13 protein-coding genes are annotated in these 16,206 nt (G+C 71.3%); 5 read left to right on the plus strand and 8 right to left on the minus strand.

Features of this window, described 5'->3' with window-relative positions; all coding sequences use genetic code 11:
• Positions 1 to 65: 65 nt before the first annotated feature.
• The 7 genes from JEQ17_RS50470 to JEQ17_RS10520 all read right to left on the minus strand — a co-directional run bounded on the left by JEQ17_RS50470 (position 66) and on the right by JEQ17_RS10520 (position 9,820).
• The gene (locus tag JEQ17_RS50470) at positions 66 to 1,490 is read right to left on the minus strand and encodes an FAD/NAD(P)-dependent oxidoreductase (RefSeq protein ID WP_200394986.1); all 1,425 of its coding nucleotides are present in this window, start codon (positions 1,488 to 1,490) and stop codon (positions 66 to 68) included.
• Positions 1,483 to 1,791 (minus strand): (2Fe-2S)-binding protein, encoded by a 309-nt coding sequence (locus JEQ17_RS10495; protein WP_200394987.1) that lies wholly within the window; start codon positions 1,789 to 1,791, stop codon positions 1,483 to 1,485. The genes JEQ17_RS50470 and JEQ17_RS10495 overlap by 8 nt, the downstream gene beginning before the upstream one ends.
• A complete protein-coding gene (locus JEQ17_RS10500; protein ID WP_200394988.1) occupies positions 1,788 to 2,966 on the minus strand; it encodes an NAD(P)/FAD-dependent oxidoreductase in 1,179 nt (392 codons plus the stop codon). The genes JEQ17_RS10495 and JEQ17_RS10500 overlap by 4 nt, the downstream gene beginning before the upstream one ends.
• A 181-nt stretch (positions 2,967 to 3,147) precedes the next feature.
• Positions 3,148 to 3,870 (minus strand): class I SAM-dependent methyltransferase, encoded by a 723-nt coding sequence (locus JEQ17_RS10505; RefSeq protein WP_200394989.1) that lies wholly within the window; start codon positions 3,868 to 3,870, stop codon positions 3,148 to 3,150.
• A 210-nt stretch (positions 3,871 to 4,080) separates the two neighbouring features.
• Positions 4,081 to 6,528, minus strand: a complete 2,448-nt coding sequence (locus tag JEQ17_RS10510) for an ATP-binding SpoIIE family protein phosphatase (RefSeq protein WP_200394990.1) — start codon at positions 6,526 to 6,528, stop codon at positions 4,081 to 4,083.
• Between the two features lie 192 nt (positions 6,529 to 6,720).
• Positions 6,721 to 9,156: an MFS transporter gene (locus JEQ17_RS10515; RefSeq protein ID WP_200394991.1), complete on the minus strand. Its 2,436-nt coding sequence runs from the start codon at positions 9,154 to 9,156 to the stop codon at positions 6,721 to 6,723.
• Positions 9,157 to 9,376: 220 nt separating this feature from the next.
• Entirely contained in the window at positions 9,377 to 9,820 is a 444-nt protein-coding gene (locus JEQ17_RS10520; protein WP_189840899.1) for an SRPBCC family protein, read from the minus strand.
• A gap of 184 nt (positions 9,821 to 10,004) precedes the next feature.
• Between JEQ17_RS10520 and JEQ17_RS10525 the strand changes: the two genes are divergently transcribed.
• The 4 genes from JEQ17_RS10525 (at position 10,005) to JEQ17_RS10540 (ending at position 14,021) form a co-directional block, all read left to right on the plus strand.
• The gene (locus tag JEQ17_RS10525; protein ID WP_200394992.1) at positions 10,005 to 11,039 is read left to right on the plus strand and encodes an Rv2578c family radical SAM protein; all 1,035 of its coding nucleotides are present in this window, start codon (positions 10,005 to 10,007) and stop codon (positions 11,037 to 11,039) included.
• 188 nt (positions 11,040 to 11,227) lie between these two features.
• Entirely contained in the window at positions 11,228 to 12,910 is a 1,683-nt protein-coding gene (locus JEQ17_RS10530; protein ID WP_407700044.1) for an alpha/beta hydrolase, read from the plus strand.
• Positions 12,911 to 12,976: 66 nt separating this feature from the next.
• Positions 12,977 to 13,375, plus strand: coding sequence for a RidA family protein (locus tag JEQ17_RS10535; RefSeq protein WP_200394994.1), 399 nt, complete (start codon positions 12,977 to 12,979; stop codon positions 13,373 to 13,375).
• A gap of 82 nt (positions 13,376 to 13,457) precedes the next feature.
• Positions 13,458 to 14,021 carry a GNAT family N-acetyltransferase gene (locus tag JEQ17_RS10540; protein ID WP_234048145.1) on the plus strand — a complete coding sequence of 188 codons (564 nt, stop codon included), beginning with the start codon at positions 13,458 to 13,460 and terminating at the stop codon, positions 14,019 to 14,021.
• 62 nt (positions 14,022 to 14,083) lie between these two features.
• On the opposite strand, the gene JEQ17_RS10545 is transcribed toward JEQ17_RS10540, so the two are convergent.
• Positions 14,084 to 15,112: a sensor histidine kinase gene (locus tag JEQ17_RS10545; RefSeq protein ID WP_200394995.1), complete on the minus strand. Its 1,029-nt coding sequence runs from the start codon at positions 15,110 to 15,112 to the stop codon at positions 14,084 to 14,086.
• Positions 15,113 to 15,515: 403 nt separating this feature from the next.
• Here JEQ17_RS10545 and JEQ17_RS10550 point away from each other — a divergent pair, with 403 nt between their 5' ends.
• A complete protein-coding gene (locus JEQ17_RS10550) occupies positions 15,516 to 16,145 on the plus strand; it encodes a response regulator transcription factor (RefSeq protein WP_200394996.1) in 630 nt (209 codons plus the stop codon).
• Positions 16,146 to 16,206 lie beyond the last annotated feature (61 nt).

Consider the following 16,206-nt stretch of genomic DNA (forward strand, 5'->3'; position numbering starts at 1 on the left):
GGGTTCTCGGCAGAGAGTTTTCGGTGGAGGGGTTCGGTCGAGGGCTTTCGGTGGAGGGTGACGTGTCATGAGGGTTCGCCGGGCTCGCGAGCGAGCACGCCGAGGGGCACCGGCCGGGCGAACGGCCGTCGGGAGGGTGCCTCCGGACAGCGCGCGAGCCCCGCGACCGCCGGGCCGCACATCCGCCCCTGGCACCAGCCCATCCCGGCCCTGGTGAGCAGTTTCACGGTGCGTACGTCCCCGGCGCCGAGCTCGTCGACGGCCTCCCGGATCGCGGAGGCGGGCACCTCCTCGCACCGGCACACGACGGTGTCGTCGGTGACCTGCTCGGTCCAATGGGCGGGCGGGACAAAGACCGTGTCGACGGCGGCGAAGAACTCCCGCAGCCCGGCACGCGTCTTGGCGGCCGAGACGTACGAACTCCTCTCGGGAGTACGGGAGTCGAGTCGCGCCGCGATGGACAGTCCGGCGATCCTGCCCTCGGCCGACGCGAGCACCGCGCCGCCGATCCCCGTGGTCTCGCCGGCGGCCCAGACACCGGGCACGTCGGTGCGCTGTTCGTCGTCCACGGCGACATCGACCCCGTCGAGACGGCAGCCGAGCGCTTCGGCGAGGTCGGTGTGCGGGAGCATGCCGTGGCCGACGGCGAGGGTGTCGCAGGGGACGCGCCGCCCGGTTCCCGGCCGGACCCGTCCGTCACCGTCGAGCGAGGCGACGGTGACGGCTTCGAGCCGGCCGGTGCCGTGCGCGGCGACGACCGTGCTGCGGAACCGGGTTCCGACGCGATGGCGTGCCAACTCGGCCGCGAACCGGGCGCCTTCGGCGAGTTTCGCGGGATGGGCCCCGAGCACGCGGGCCTGCCGGGCGAGGTTCCTGGGATCGGCGGACTCCACGAGGGCCGCGACCCTCGCCCCGGCCGAGGCGAGCCCGACGGCCACGGGCAGCAGCAACGGCCCGGTCCCCGCCACCACGGCGGTACGCCCCGGCAGCACGAGCCCGCCCTTGAGCATGGCCTGCGCCCCGCCCGCGGTGACCACTCCGGGGAGGGTCCAGCCGGGAAAGGGAAGCACCTTCTCGTACCCACCGGTGGCGAGCAGCACGGCGTCCGCGTGAACGGTGACGGGCTCCTCCTGCTCGGGACCGAGCAGAGCGTGGACGGTGAAGGAGCCTTTGGCGGTGTCATCGGCAGTGGCGGTGCCGGACTGCCGCTCCACGAACCACACATGATGATCCGTCAGGTGAGTGACACGTCCTGCGTCGATGTGCGCCGCGAGTCCGTCACGAAGCCGTTCCCAGGTACGCCACTGGTGGTGCAGTGCTTGCGGACGGCGGGCCCCGAGCCCCGGGGCGGTCTGGCGGTAGAACTGCCCGCCCGCCTGCGGGGCGGAGTCGACCAAGGTCACCCGCACACCGCGAGCAGCGGCGGCGAGGGCGGCCGTGAGCCCGGCGGGGCCGGCGCCGATCACCGCGAGGCGGCGTCGTTCAGTCATGGTGACCGGTCCCTTCCTGTGTGCGGATCACGTCCCCGGCCTCGGCCCGGACCAGACAAGCCCGTTGGTTCACCCGCCCGTTGACGCTCACCAGGCAGTCGAAGCACACCCCGATGCCGCAGAAGACACCGCGCGGCTCGCCGCTCCCCCGTGTTGTACGCCAGGACGTGATGCCCGCCGACCAGAGCGCGGCGGCGACCGTCTGACCGGGCAGGACGGTGATCTCCCGGCCGTCGAAGGTGACGGTGAAGGCGGGCCCGGGCCGGGCGTCGACCAGGTCGAGCGGAGTGCGGGGCGTCACGGAGCCTCCTGGGTCACCGGATCCGGAAAGCGGTCGGGGCGGAACGACGCGAGGTCCAGATCGGGGGCCTTCTCCGCCAGCACCTGCGCGATCAAGTGGCCCGTCCCGGTGGCGAGTCCGATGCCCGCGCCCTCGTGCCCGCAGGCGTGGAAGAGCCCGGGCACACGCGCGTCCGGCCCGATCGCGGGCAGATGGTCGGGCATGTACGGACGGAACCCGAGGTAGGCGCGCATGGCCCTGACCTCCGCCAGGAAGGGGAACAGCCGGGTCGCCCCCGCCGCGAGCGCCCGGGCGACGGGCAGCGAGAAGGAGCGGTCGAAGCCGACCCGTTCCCGGCTGGCCCCGATCAGTACCGGTCCCGCCGCCGTGCCCTCGACCACCGGGGAGGTCTGCAGCGCGGCCGAGTCACTGGCCACGTCGGCCACGTAGTCGGCGGCGTACACCTTGTGCCGCACCCGGCGGGGCAGCGGCTCGGTGACCAGGACGAATCCGCGCCGGGGCAGCACGGGCAGGGACACCCCGGCCAGCGCGGCCAGTTCCCCGCCCCAGGTCCCGGCGGCGTTGACGACGGCGGGCGCGTGGATGTCACCATGCGATGTACGGACTCCATTCACCGCTCCCGCCGCCGTGCGCAGCACCTCCGTGACCGTCCAGCCGGTCCGCAGCGAGGCACCGGCGGCGCGGGCGAGCCGTACGAGATGGGCGGCGGCCAGTGTCGGCATCACCTGGGCGTCCTGCGGATAGAGGACCCCGCCCGCGAGCCCCTCAGCCAAGCAGGGCTCCAGCTCATGGAGTTCACCGGCGTCGACGGACACGGCCTCGACACCGGCAGAGCGCTGCCCGACGGCGAACCGTTCCAGCGCGACGAGCCCTTCAGGCGCGGACGCCACGACGACCCCGCCCTTGGCCTCGTACTCGACGGCCCCGGCCACTCCGGCCTCGGCGGCAAGATCGGCCCACAACCGCCCTGACAGCAGGGCGAGTTCGAGCTCGGGCCCCGGTTCCTTGTCCGAGACGAGCAGGTTCCCCTCCCCCGCCCCGGTCGTGCCCCCGGCCACCGGCCCCCGGTCCACCAGAACGACACTCAGCCCCGCCCGAACCGCGTACAAAGCACAGGCCGCCCCGACCATCCCGGCCCCGACGACCACAACATCGCAGGTCAGCGACTTGGTCACGCTAGTACTATGTCACATACCTCTGTACGGGCCAAGGGTGCGCCGGCTTGCATCCAGCGCGCCGCGATGCTGCGATCACCGGCGCCCCTTCAGGCGTGCGGCAACCTGCGCCCCGTCAGGGGCGCGGGGAACTGCGCGACCAGCCCCCACGCGCCCGCAGCCGACCCACAACCCCCGTCGATCAGCCCCGCCCCACCACAACCCACTTCGACGGCAACTCGATCCGCGTACCGTCCGCCAGAGACTCCGTCGTCACAAGCGGCAGCTCCCCACTCGCCAGAACGACAAGCCCAGCAGCCCGCAGATACTCGGGCACAGCGGCATCAGCCACCTCCCCCGGCGCGATCCCATGCCGGAACACGGGCGCCAGCTTGGCCGGCGGCCCGCCCGGCCCCTGCGCAATCCCCCGCAGGATCACCCCCGCCGCCTCCGCAAGCTCCACGACGAAGGCCCGCCCCCGGTCACCCACAAGGGCGGCAAGCCCATCAACCAACGGCTGCCGATCATCCGGCTCGCACTGATGCAGAACACCCCGCATATACACGTTCGCGTCACCGAGCTCCGCGTGGAGCGTCTCCGCCTCGACCTTCTCGGCCGCGTCGAACAGCCGGTAGGAGGCCTGCCCCGCCGGGTCCGCGAGCCGGGCGTGATCGAGGGCGGCAGCCGACAGATCGGCACCGATGACATGCGGATAGCGGTCGGCGAGGAACCGCGTCTGGGTCCCGTTGCCGCACCCCAGGTCCACGAGAGGCAGGCCGGGGGCCGTCAGGTGCGGTTCGAACAGCGCGAGGTGGATCCCGACCGTGACCGCGGGCTCGGCGTCCCAGAAGACGGCCCCCTGCTCGCCGGGAGCCTCACGCCAGAAGCCCTCCCAGGCCTCTCTGTACCGAGTCGTCACACTCATGAAAGCTCCCCAGGACGCGACCACGGACCGCCGAAAAGTGACGGGCAGTCCGGTTTATCGCGCCCGGAGTGAAGCGACAAGCACGCGGCGCACACCTTCACGGCTCATTCGACAGCCGCACGCCGATGTGCGCCCCTCGTGCCCCTCACTCCCCAGAAACCGGCACTCTCCAGGACCCGGCAGCGGGGCAGGACCGACAGACCGACAGAGCTAACGGCGAGGCAAGGTCAGCTCGAACCACACCGTCTTGCCGGAGCTCGTCCGGCTGGTCCCCCACTCCCGCGCCAGCGTGCTGACGACACGCATCCCGCGCCCGAACTCGTCGAGCGGGCGCGCGCTGAGCAGCGTCGGCAGGGTGTGGTCGTCGTCGTCCACCTCGCACAGCAGCGTCTCGCCCCGGACGAGCCGCAGCTCGATGGGCCGGCTGTGGGAGTGGCGTACGGCGTTGGTGACGAGCTCGCTGACCATCAACTCGGTCGGGTCGACAAGGGAGTTCAGTCCCCACACATGAAGCTGTTCGCGGACCACGGCACGCGCCCTGCCGACCTCCTTCCGGTCGTGGCCGATCCGCCACCGGGCGACGTCCTCGGGTTCGATGCCGTTGAGCCGGGCCATCAGGAGCGCCACGTCGTCCTTGCGTCCGCCGCGGGTGTTGAGGGCGCGGATGATGGTGTCGCAGGCGTCGTCCATGGAGGCGGCCGGGTGCGCGGCGGACTCGCAGAGCGTGGCGAGTCCGACACCGATGTCCTCACCGCGGACCTCGACCAGGCCGTCGGTGCACATCACGAGCCGGTCGCCGGGCGCCACCCGGACTCCTACGGACTCGAAGGGCACCCCGCCGACGCCGATGGGCGCACCCGTGGGCAGGTCGAGCAGATCGCTGCGGCCGTCCTCGGCGCGGACCAACACCGGTGGGATATGGCCCGCGTTGGCTATCTGCAGCTCGCTCTCGATGGGGTCGTACACCGCGTACAGGCAGGTCGCGAGGTAGTGCTCGCCGAGGCGCTGCGCCAAGTCGTCGAGGTTGCGCAGGAGTTGGGCGGGCGGCAGGTCGAGGGCCGCCATGGTCTGTACGGCGGTGCGCAACTGGCCCATCATCGCGGCCGAGTTGAGCCCGTGACCCATCACGTCGCCGACGACGAGCGCGGTCCGTGACCCGGGCAGTTTGACCGAGTCGAACCAGTCGCCGCCGACCCGCCCCAGCAGCGTGCCCGGCAGATAGCGGGTCGCGATGTCGCAGCCCGCCATGCGCGGCGCGATGTGCGGCAGCATGCTGTCCTGGAGGGTCTCGGCGACGCTCTCCTGGTACGTGTACATCCGGGCGTTGTCGAGTACGAGCCCGGCGCGGGCGGCGAGTTCGGCGCCCGTGACGCGGTCCATGTCGTTGAACTCGACGCGCTCGGGGTGGCGCAGCAGGATCATGAAGCCGAGGACCACGTTGCGGGCCTTGAGGGGCACGACCAGCATGGAGCGGCCCGTGATGAGGGGCCGGATGTCGCGCTTCTCGAACTGCGCGGCGATCATGTGCCCCATCTGCTCGCTGATGCGGGGCACCAGGACGGGGTCGCCGGTGGTCATGCACTGGAAGAACGGGGTGTGTGCCGGGAACGGCATGGCCTCGCCGACGGGCACGACGTCGTCCCAGCGGCCCGGCTCGTCGGTGTGCTCCACGGCGACCCGGTGCCACATGGTGGTCGTGTCGGGCACGCCCTCGGGGAAGCCCTCACCCGCGACGACCTGTTCGCGGAGATAGGTCCCGGCCACGTCGGTGAAGCGCGGGACCACGGCCCGGCTGACCTCGACGATGGTGCGGGACAGGTCGAGGGAGGTGCCGATCCGCCCGCTGACCTCGTTGAGGAATTCCAGGCGCTCGCGGACCGCGGAGTATTCGAGGTCCTCGCCCTCGTCGGGTTCGTCCTGCGGCAGGGGTGCGCCTGTCGCGGCGGCAGCGGCCGCCCTCTCCTGGCGCGCCTTGCGCTCGGCGCGCCGGGGCACGCCCCAGTCGGGGGTGACGGGCACACGGTCGTTCTGGCTGAACTCCAGGACGGGATAACCCAGTTCGAGAACCTGGGCGACGATGCGGGCGCTCTCCCCGACACTCATGCTGGGGAGGATCTCGGGCAGCCTGCGGGCCAGTTCCTCGGCGCCGGGGAAGTCGGTGTGCAGCGCGAACCCGGGCGCGATGCGCTCCACGGCCGACCCCGCGCCGGTGTCCTCGTGGCGCAGCCCGCCCGCGTCGGCGGCGAGCACGAGCAGCCGCTCGGGGCCCGGCCCCACCAGCGGATACGCCCACCACAGCACGTCGATCCGGTCGCTGTCGGGCGCCGACAACCGCGCGCGCCCCGCCGCCGGATAGGAGAGCCGTCCGTCGAGGGACGACTCCAGGTCGGGTCCGAGGCCGTCGTACGGCGAGTACGCGCCGTAGGGGGCGACCTCGTCGTCATCGGGCAGGGCACCGGACACGGGCAGCAGATCGACGGCGGGCCGTCCCACCGCCTCGTCCTTGACGGCCCCGAACAGCCGCCGGGCGCCCCGGCTCCAGTGCGAGACCAGACCTTCGCGGTCGACGACCACCACGGCCAACGGAATCCGGCCCGCCGCGACCCCGTTACCGCCCGCACGGCCGTGAGCTGTGCCCCTCTCGGTGCCACGGTCCATGGCCCAGGCCCTCTCTCCCCACGGTCCGCAAGATCTGTACCGCCACAACCACGGTACGTCCGCGCCTGGTTGCCATGTGTGGCATTGAGGGAAATAACTCCGGCGCACACCCGCGCCCCGACAGGGGCTCTTTCCGGGGGCGCGGGGAACTGCGCGCCCAGCCCCCACCGGCCCGTGGCCGACGCACAACCCTCAATCCTCGTGCCCCAACTGCAGATCCCGCTCGGTCCGCCCACCCCCGGCCACCTGCAAAACGGTAGCCACCGGCGGATACCCCGCGGCGATCACCGTGTACTCCCCCGAGGAAAGATCAACGAACCGGAACGTTCCGTCACCCCCGGTGGTCAACGTGTCCACCACATTCCCCGCGGCGTCCAGCAGCGTCACCCGTGCGTCCTCGACGGGCCGCCCCCCACTGGCCCGCACGGTCCCCCGGAGCACCGCCCCACCGGCGAGCTCGACATCCTGGCGAGTCTCCCGCGCGGCCTGCACGCTCACCGGCAGGGCGGCGGGCCGAAAGGCCGGCGCACTCGCGGCCAGCGTGTACTCCCCGGCCACCAACTCCGTGATGACGTAACCCCCTTCACGCCCACTGCGTGTCGTGGCGACCACCTCACCGTGCACGTTCGTGAGCGTGACGGTCGCGTCCCGTACGGGCGTCCCGTCCGCCGTCACCACGCTCCCCGCCAGCCGTCCGGCGCCCCCGAGGACGACGTCCAGCTCGACCGGCCGCTCCCCGACGGTGACGCTGACGGCCTGCGGCTGGTGCCCGCCGGCCGCGGCGATGAGGACGTACGACCCCGCGCCGGGCGTCGATAGCGCGTACCGTCCGTCGTCCCCGCTCGCGCCCCGTCCGATCTGCTGTCCCGCGACGTCGATGAGGGTGAGCGCGGCGCGGGGCACGACGGTTCCGTCGGGGTGCTGGACGGTGCCGCAGACGGGCACCCCGGCGGCGTATGTCGAGCGAAGCGAGATGGGGGTCCCCCCGCCCGGAGGGTGGGGGAGCGCCTGCGGGACCGAGGAGTTGAAAGTCGCGGTGGTCTCGGGGGCGGCAGGGGTGTGGTGGGACACCAGCGGTTTCTCCTTGAGGAAGAAGGCGACGAGCAGGCCCAGGACGAGCACCGGCACGAGGTAGAGGAAGATCCGCGGCATGGCGTCGGCGTAGGCCGCGATGTAGCCGTCGCGCAGCTCGGCGGGCAGTGCGTGGACGAGCTGCGGGGTGATGGACTCGGGGTCGGGCAGGCCGGCCCCGGCGGGCAGCCGTTCGGCGAGGGAGTCGGCGAGCCGGTCGGCGAAGAGGGTGCCGAAGACCGCGGCGCCCACGCTGCCGCCGATCTGCCGGAAGTAGTTGTTGGCGCTGGTCGCGGTGCCGAGGTCGCGGGGTTCCACGGAGTTCTGCACGGCGAGGATCAGTACGGGCATGACCAGGCCGATCCCGGCGCCGAGTACGGCCATCCAGACGCTGTAGTGCAGCCGGGGTGTGCCGACTTCGAGCCGTGCCAGGAGCCACATGCCGAGTACGGACAGGGCGCCGCCGAGGATCGGGTAGATCTTGTAGTGGCCGGTGCGGCTGATGAGTTGGCCCGAGACGACCGAGGCGCCGACGATGCCGGCCATCATCGGGAGCATGAGCAGACCGGACTCGGTGGCGGTGGCGCCGTCGACCATCTGCAGGTACGTGGGCAGATAGCTGGCCGCTCCGAAGAGGGCGACCCCGACGATCACGCCCACCAGGGCGGTGACGTTGAAGACCCCGTCGCGGAACAGCCGCAGGGGCATGAGGGGTTCGACCGCGAAGTGCTCGACGACGAGGAACAGGGTCGTCGCGGCGACGGCTCCCGCGCCGAGTCCGAGGATGACGCGCGAGTCCCACGCGTACTCCGTTCCGCCCCAACTGGTCAGCAGGACCAGGCAGGTGGAGGCGGCGGCGAGCAGCAGGGCGCCGAGGACGTCGAGGCGGCGCCGGGAGGTCGGCTTCGGCAGTTTGAGCACGACGGCGACGACGACGAGCGTGACCAGGCCGAAGGGCACGTTGATGTAGAAGCACCAGCGCCAGGAGAGGTGGTCGGTGAAGTAGCCGCCGAGCAGCGGTCCCGCGACCGACGCGAGGCCGAAGGCGGCGCCGATCAGGCCCATGAAGCGGCCGCGTTCCCGGGGCGGCACGATGTCCGCGATGATCGCCTGCACGCCGATCATGAGTCCGCCGGCGCCGACGCCCTGGAGTGCGCGGAAGGCGATCAACTGGTCCATGGTGCGCGACCATCCGGCCAGCGCGGAGCCGATCACGAAGACGACGATCGCGAACTGGAAGACGCCCTTGCGGCCGTAGAGGTCACCGAGCTTGCCGTAGACGGGCAGCCCGACGGTGGCCGTGAGCAGATACGCGGTGATGGCCCAGGACATCCGGTCCAGGCCGTGCAACTCCCCGACGATCCTGGGGAGGGCGGTGGCGACGATCATCTGCTCCAGCGCGGCGAGCAGCAGCGCCAGCATCAGCGCGACGAACACCATCCGCACGCGGCCCGGGCTGAGCGCCTCGAACTGCGGTGGTTCGGGCGGTCCTTGGGGTGTGTCGGGGACCGGAGCCGAAACGCCGCGTTCGCTCGCCGCCAGAGTCGTCCCGCCCACGTGCTGCTCCCCTCGTCGCGCCTGCGCGGCCCATTTCTCGCATTACGCGACAACTGGGAGCAAGCGCGACGAGTCGCCCGTCAGTGGAGCTCAACAGGCGTAACCGCCGGTGGGAGCCCTACGGCGTACGACGGAGCCATACCGAAAACCACTCGAAACGGTGAGCGTGAGAATCGCCCGGCCGAGCGCGTGCACGCGCCCACCGGGACCGCCCCGAGAGCTACTTCTCGACCTCGGTGGCGAGCTTCGCCAGCACCTCGTCGTAGATCCGCCCGAGACCCTTGGGCGCGAAGGTCTTCTCGAAGAAGCCGCCGATGCCGCCCGCGCCGTTCCACACCGAGGTCACGACGACCCGGGACTTGCCCTCGCCGGCCGGGGTGACCCGCCAGGTGGTCACCATCGAGGAGTTGCGGTCCTTCTCGACGAGTTCGCCGTCGGTGGGCTCGCTCACTTCGAGCAGGCAGTCGCGGACGCGCTTGCTCGTGGCCTGGAGCTTCCAGTGGACGAGGCTGCCCTCGCCGTCGCCGCCCTCGCGCACCTCGTACTCGCTGAAGTGCTCGCTCAGGACCTTCGGACGCGTGCCGGTGTAGTCGGCCAGCGCGTCGAACACGTCGTCGGGCTGAGCCGCTACGACTCGCTCAGTGGTGGCCTCGACCTGCGCCATTGCGTTCCTCCAGCACTCGGGATCTCGGGGGTCAGCGCTCAGCCAACCATCAGGCGGCCGAGCCGCCCAAATCGGGGTCCCCTCAAGGCCCCGGAGCCTCGGACGCCACGCCCGTCGAAAGTGAGTTCGCACGATCAAGGGAACATGTGTTCTATTCTGTGTCCAGTGCTACCGAGGAGGCGTCATGCGCTGGGAGAACCTCACAGTGGAGTCCGGCGGCAACCTGCCGAGGGACGCCGCGCTGTTCGGCGCGGACGCGGTGACCACACGTACGTTCGACACCCCGGAGTTCCGTGGGATCACGTTCCACGAGATCCGGGCCAAGTCGATCGTGAACCGGGTGCCGGGCGCCTCGCGCATGCCCTTCGAGTGGACGGTCAACCCCTATCGGGGGTGCACGCACGCGTGTGTCTACTGTTTCGCCCGCAAGACCCACAGCTATCTGGACCTCGACACGGGCCTCGGCTTCGACAGCCAGATCGTGGTGAAGGTGAACGCCCCCGAGCTGCTGCGTCGGCATCTCGGCTCGCGGCGCTGGCTCGGCGATCACATAGCGATGGGCACGAACGTGGACTGCTACCAGCGCGCCGAGGGCCGCTACCAGCTGATGCCCGGCATCATCGCGGCCCTGCGCGACCACGCGAACCCCTTCTCGATCCTCACCAAGGGCACGCTGATCCTGCGTGACCTCGACCTCCTGAAGCAGGCGGCCTCGGTGACCGAGGTCGGGATCTCCGTATCGGTGGGCTTCACCGACCACGAGCTGTGGCGGACCGTGGAGCCGGGCACTCCCGCCCCCGAGCGCCGCCTCGACGCCGTCCGCACGCTGAGCGAGCACGGCATCGACTGCGGGGTCCTGATGGCCCCGGTGATCCCCTTCCTGGGCGACGATCCGTCCCAGCTCCGCGCGACGGTACGGGCGATCGCGGCATCCGGCGCGACCTCGGTCACGCCGCTCGTGCTGCATCTGCGGCCGGGGGCGCGCGAGTGGTTCATGAGCTGGCTGGCACACCACCACCCGTATCTGGTGCGCCGTTACGAGCGGCTGTACGCGGAGGGCGCCTACGCGCCGAAGTGGTACCAGCGCCGGATCACCCGTCAGGTCCACGAACTGGCCGAGGAGTACGGGATCGGTCCCACGCGCGCGGGGATGCCGCGCAGGATCCCGGCACCCGCCGAACCGGCCGTCCCGGAGCCGACCCAGCTCACTCTTCTCTGACCAACACCGACACCGACACCGACATCGGCACCCGCTCCGACCAGCGCTTCTCAGCTGCATCCGGGCGCATCGCGCGGCCCGATCGGGTCAAACTCCTGTCGGAATCGGTTCTTCCGGGCGCCCACCCCGGGACGATACGGCGAAGGCCGTGGCGAACACGGCCCACACCCTCCGTCCTGGGAGGTCCGATGCTGCATCTCCCCGGGGGACAACCCCCGGACCTCCGGCCCGAGGATCAGGCCAGAATCCCTGCCCGGAACATCCATGCGAGGCGATTCATCGTGAACCGACGCGCAGTCGCTCTGTGCGGTGCCGCTGCCGTGGTGGCCGGACTGGTCACCGCGATCCCGGCCGGCGCGAGCGCGGACTCCGCGACCGCACCGCGCACCACGCTCTCCGCAGACCAGGCGAAGCTCACCTGGAAGAAGTGCGGCACCACCTCCTATCCGACGCTCCAGTGCGCGTCCCTGAAGGTGCCGCTCGACCACACGAACCCGGGCGCCGAGCGCATCACGCTCGCGCTGTCGCGGGTCCCGCACACCGCCAAGAAGTCCCAGGGACCGCTCCTGGTGAACCCGGGCGGCCCCGGCGGCAGCGGTCTCACGCTCGCCGGGTTCGTCGCGTCCACGCTGCCGAAGGCGGTGGCCTCGCAGTACGACGTCATCGGCTTCGACCCGCGCGGCGTCGGCGCCAGCAAGCCCGCCCCGAACTGCAGGCCGGGGCACTTCACGCCCGTACGCCCCGACTCGCTGCCGACCACCCCCGCTCTGGAGAAGGCCAACCTCGACCGGGTCAAGGCCTTCGCGAAGGCGTGCGGCACGAAGTACGGCAAGTTGCTGCCGTACCTCGACACCGTGAGCGCGGTCCAGGACATGGACGCGATCCGGCACGCCCTCGGCGCCAAGAAGATCAACTACTTCGGGTACTCGTACGGCACCTACCTCGGCGCCGTCTACGCGAAGCTCCACCCGGACCGCGTACGGCGCATGGTGCTCGACTCCATCGTCGATCCCACCGGGGTCTGGTACGAGGACAACCTCGCGCAGGACTACGCCTTCAACGACCGTCACCGGGCCTTCATGGCCTGGGTCGCCAAGCACAACGCGACCTACAAGCTCGGCACCGATCCGGAGAAGATCGAGGCCAAGTGGTACGCGATGAGGGCGGCGCTGGCGAAGAAGCCCGCGGACAAGACGGTGGGCGCCTCCGAACTGGAGGACACGTTCGTCCCCGGCGGCTACTACAACGGCTACTGGCCGTATCTCGCCGAGGCGTTCGCGGCCTTCGTGAACGACAAGAACGACGACCCGCTGGTCGAGGCGTACGAGAACTTCGGTGCCGTCGACCCCGCGGGCGACAACAGCTACAGCATCTACACCTCGGTGCAGTGCCGTGACGCGTCCTGGCCGCGCGACTGGGAGCAGTGGCGCGAGGACAACTGGGAGGTGTACGAGAAGGCGCCCTTCATGACCTGGAGCAACGCCTGGTACAACGCGCCGTGCGCCTTCTGGCCGACGGACTCCCTTGAGCCCGTGGACGTCTCCAACGACTCGGTGCCGCCGGTGCTGCTGTTCCAGGCGACCAACGACGCGGCCACCCCGTACGAGGGCGGTGTCATGGTCCATCATCTGCTGGGCGACTCCAGCCTGGTGGTCGAGCAGGGCGGCGGCAACCACGGTGTCACGCTGAGCGGCAACGCCTGCCTGGACAAGCACCTGGCCACGTATCTGGCCGACGGCAGGGTGCCGCGCAGTGGCGGTGAGGTCGACGCGGTGTGCAAGCCGCTGCCCGACCCGTCACCGCTGAGCAAGAAGGCCTCGGGCTCGTCGCGCGGCGCGACGCTGCACGGGCTGCTCGGATTCCGGGGCTGAGCCCCGGCAGGTGAGCGGCGGCTGCCCGTCGGGGGCGTTGTCAGTGGCGTGGTGCACGATGGATGCATGGCCGAACTGAAACGCATCTCCGCCCCCGACGGGGTCGCCCCCGCCACCGCGTACACCCACGTCGTCATGGGCACGGGCCGCTTCGTGGCGGTCTCGGGCCAGCTCGCGCTCGACGAGGACGGCAAGCTCGTCGGGGAGGGCGATCCGGCGGCACAGGCCCGTCAGGTCTTCGAGAATCTGCGGCGCTGTCTGGCCTCGGCGGGGGCCACATTCGACGACGTGGTCAAACTGACCTTCTTCGTCACGGACATGGCCTTCATGCCGGCCGTCCGCGCGGCCCGGGACGAGCACATGTCCGCGGGCCGCCTCCCGGCCGCCTCGGCCGTGCAGGTCGCCGCCTTGGTGGGCCCGGAGTTCCTGATGGAGATCGAGGCGTTCGCGCTGCTGCCCGAGTGAGCCACGGGTGTCGCCCGCGGCCCGTCCGCAGGCCCGCCGGAATTCACGGGCTCCCTAGCCCACGGCCGCCTAGGGTGCCGCCATGGACGAACGCCCCCGCTCCCCGTCTCCCGCCCTCGCTCCTGCCCTTCGCGTACGCGAGATGGTCCTGGCCGACTGTCCCCGCGTGGCAGAGATCCGCGTGCGCGGCTGGCAGACGGCGTACAAGGGGATGATGCCGCAGGCGTACCTGGACGGGCTCGATCCGGCGGACGACGTCGGGCGGCTGCGGGCCCGCTTCGAGCAGGCCGTCGAGGGCGTGGTGAACCTGGTCGCGGAGTGGGACGGCGTCGTCGTCGGCTGGGCGTGCCACGGGCCGTATCGGGAGGGTGAAGTCCGCACCGCGGAGGCCGAGTTGTACGCGATCTACGTGGACCCCGACCGGCTCGCGCGGGGTGTGGGCCGCGCCCTTCTTCGGGAGTCCGTCGCCCGCTGCACGACCGCGGGGCACGGCCGGATGCTGCTGTGGGTGCTCCAGGAGAACACGAACGCGCGCCGCTTCTACGAGAAGGCCGGTTTCGCACCGGACGGCACGGAGGAGCCCTTCGAGGTGGAGGGCACCGAGGTGCCGGAGGTGCGTTACGCCCTTGAGCTGGGCGGCTCCTGAGGAAGGTTCACGTACTGGGACTCATGTCTGGGGCTCACGTCCTGGGGCTCGCGTCGGAGGGGTCACGTCGGGCGGCTCGCGTCGTCCGGGTCGCGTTCTTGGGGCAGGCTCACGCAGAACACGGCGCCGTTCGGTCGGCCGGGTTCGTACCAGGCGTCGCCGCCGTTCGCGCGGGCCAGGCTGCGGGCGATCCACAGGCCGAGGCCGGTGCCCTCGGTGGCCGCCGCCGTGGCGGGGTCGCGGCGGTAGCGCTCAAAGAGGTGCGGGACGAAGGACTCGGGCACACCAGGACCGTGGTCCGCGACGGACAGCTCGATGCGTCCGCCGGTGGCACGCGCCGTGATCTCCACGGGCTCCCGGCCGTAGGCGAGCGCGTTCTCCAGGTAGTTGGTGAAGATCTCGGCGAAGCCGACCCGGTCGACGCGGGCCACCAGCTGCGCCGGCACGGCCAGTCGCAGATCACGGCCGCGGGCCGCGGACTCGGCGAGCCGTTCCAGGAGGAAGTCCAGCACCTCCACCGCCTCCGGCACCCCCTGCTGCCACGCCCCGTCGATGCGGGCGGCGGTGAGCAGCTTGCGGACGAGCGACTGCAGTCGGGCCGTGCGCTCGGCGATCCGCTCGACGAGCTCCGCCCGTCCCTCGTCCGTCAGACCGGGCGGCGGCTCCTTCAGTACGTGCACCAGGGCGCCCAGGGCGGCGAGTGGGTTGTGCAGTTGGTGCGCGGCCACGGCGACGACCACGCTCTGGTGTTCCAGGGCGGACTGGAGGACGTGGTCCGCCTGCCGTCGGCGGGTTCCGTCGCGCAGCGCGGCCACGTACAGGTGGCGGCCGTCGAGGCGGGCCAGGGTGACCCGCATCTCGACGACCTTGCTGCGGCCGTTGGGCAGGACCAGCGTGACCTCGGTGGCCTCGCCGTGGACCAGCGGGAAGCCGAGGACGGAGCCGATCAGTTCGTCCGCGGGGCGCTCCAGAAGGGTCGCCGCGGCCGGGTTGCAGGCGCGGACGCAGCCGTCGGCGTCCACCGCGACGATGCCGTCCGGCGCGGCCAGCATCATGGCCTCGTAGAGGTTCCGCGGCCCGTCGTCAGTCATTGATGTCGCCCCCGCCGCCCCTACCCTCCCCCACTCTCGGCTTCGCTCGAGCGGGGGGACCCCCATCGTCCCTTACTCAGGGGCTCCGCCCCCGAACCCCCGCTCCTCAAACGCCGGAGAGGCTGACTATTAGCCCGTCCGGCGTTTGAGGACGAGGCCGTTCAGGCCGACAAGCGGGGGTCCGGGGGCGCAGCCCCCAGGGATGGGACGGGTAGGGGCGGCGGGGGCGAAGAACCACGCTTCCGGGCTCAACTCTGGACCGTGACAACGCCGTTGGGCCAGACACGGGGAACACATTTCCGAGTACGGCCGGGTCCTGCCGACCCCGTACGGCACTACGCTCGAAAGCGCATCGCCACAACCGGCCAGGGAGAGCCGGCCATCCGGAGGGGGAGGATCCGGGATGATCCGCGTGCTCGTGGTCGAAGACCAGCGCGCACTGGCCGACGCCCTGGCCATCGCCATCGCGGCGCAGCCCGACCTGGATTGCGGCGACGCGGTGGGCACGGTCGACGAGGCGTTGCGGGAGGCGGCCCGTCGGCCGCCCTCCGTGGTGCTCATGGACATCCATCTGCCGGGCAGGGACGGCATCGAGGGCACCCGGCTGCTGAAGGCCGCTCATCCCTCCACCCGGGTGGTCGTCCTCACCGCGGACGCGACCCCCGACCAGCTGGCACGGGCGGTGGCGGCGGGCGCCTCGGCCTTCCTCGCCAAGCACAGCGCTTTCGGGGACATCCTCACCGCGATCCGGACCACGGCCGACGGCAAGCTCCTGGTGGAGGAGTCGACGCTGGCGGCGCGGCTGCCCGAGCAGCAGTGGGAGCGGAGCGGGCTGACCCGCCGGGAGCACGAGGTGCTGGCCCTGCTCGCCCAGGGACACGGTCTCAAGGTGATCGCGGACCGGCTCGTGCTCAGCCGGCACACGGTGCGCGGGCATGTGAAGAGCGTCCTGGTGAAACTGGGCGCCCACAGCCAGCTGGAGGCCGTGGTCACGGCGACACGCCTGGGCATCCTGCCGCGCCCGACCGCATGACACAGCGGCACGTGGAACGGTGAATCAGCCCATCCGAGGGGGCCGTTCGCCCCGATTGGGG

This window comes from Streptomyces liliifuscus (assembly GCF_016598615.1).
Classification (GTDB): domain Bacteria; phylum Actinomycetota; class Actinomycetes; order Streptomycetales; family Streptomycetaceae; genus Streptomyces; species Streptomyces liliifuscus.

Bases quoted from the DNA above. Each gene is read 5' to 3' on its own strand.
- JEQ17_RS10510 (WP_200394990.1), bottom strand. From the start codon at position 6,528: ATGGACCGTGGCACCGAGAGGGGCACAGCTCACGGCCGTGCGGGCGGT.
- JEQ17_RS50470 (WP_200394986.1), bottom strand. From the start codon at position 1,490: ATGACTGAACGACGCCGCCTCGCGGTGATCGGCGCCGGCCCCGCCGGG.
- JEQ17_RS10540 (WP_234048145.1), top strand. From the start codon at position 13,458: ATGGACGAACGCCCCCGCTCCCCGTCTCCCGCCCTCGCTCCTGCCCTT.
- JEQ17_RS10550 (WP_200394996.1), top strand. From the start codon at position 15,516: ATGATCCGCGTGCTCGTGGTCGAAGACCAGCGCGCACTGGCCGACGCC.
- JEQ17_RS10505 (WP_200394989.1), bottom strand. From the start codon at position 3,870: ATGAGTGTGACGACTCGGTACAGAGAGGCCTGGGAGGGCTTCTGGCGT.
- JEQ17_RS10525 (WP_200394992.1), top strand. From the start codon at position 10,005: ATGCGCTGGGAGAACCTCACAGTGGAGTCCGGCGGCAACCTGCCGAGG.
- JEQ17_RS10535 (WP_200394994.1), top strand. From the start codon at position 12,977: ATGGCCGAACTGAAACGCATCTCCGCCCCCGACGGGGTCGCCCCCGCC.
- JEQ17_RS10545 (WP_200394995.1), bottom strand. From the start codon at position 15,112: ATGACTGACGACGGGCCGCGGAACCTCTACGAGGCCATGATGCTGGCC.
- JEQ17_RS10520 (WP_189840899.1), bottom strand. From the start codon at position 9,820: ATGGCGCAGGTCGAGGCCACCACTGAGCGAGTCGTAGCGGCTCAGCCC.
- JEQ17_RS10530 (WP_407700044.1), top strand. From the start codon at position 11,228: ATGCTGCATCTCCCCGGGGGACAACCCCCGGACCTCCGGCCCGAGGAT.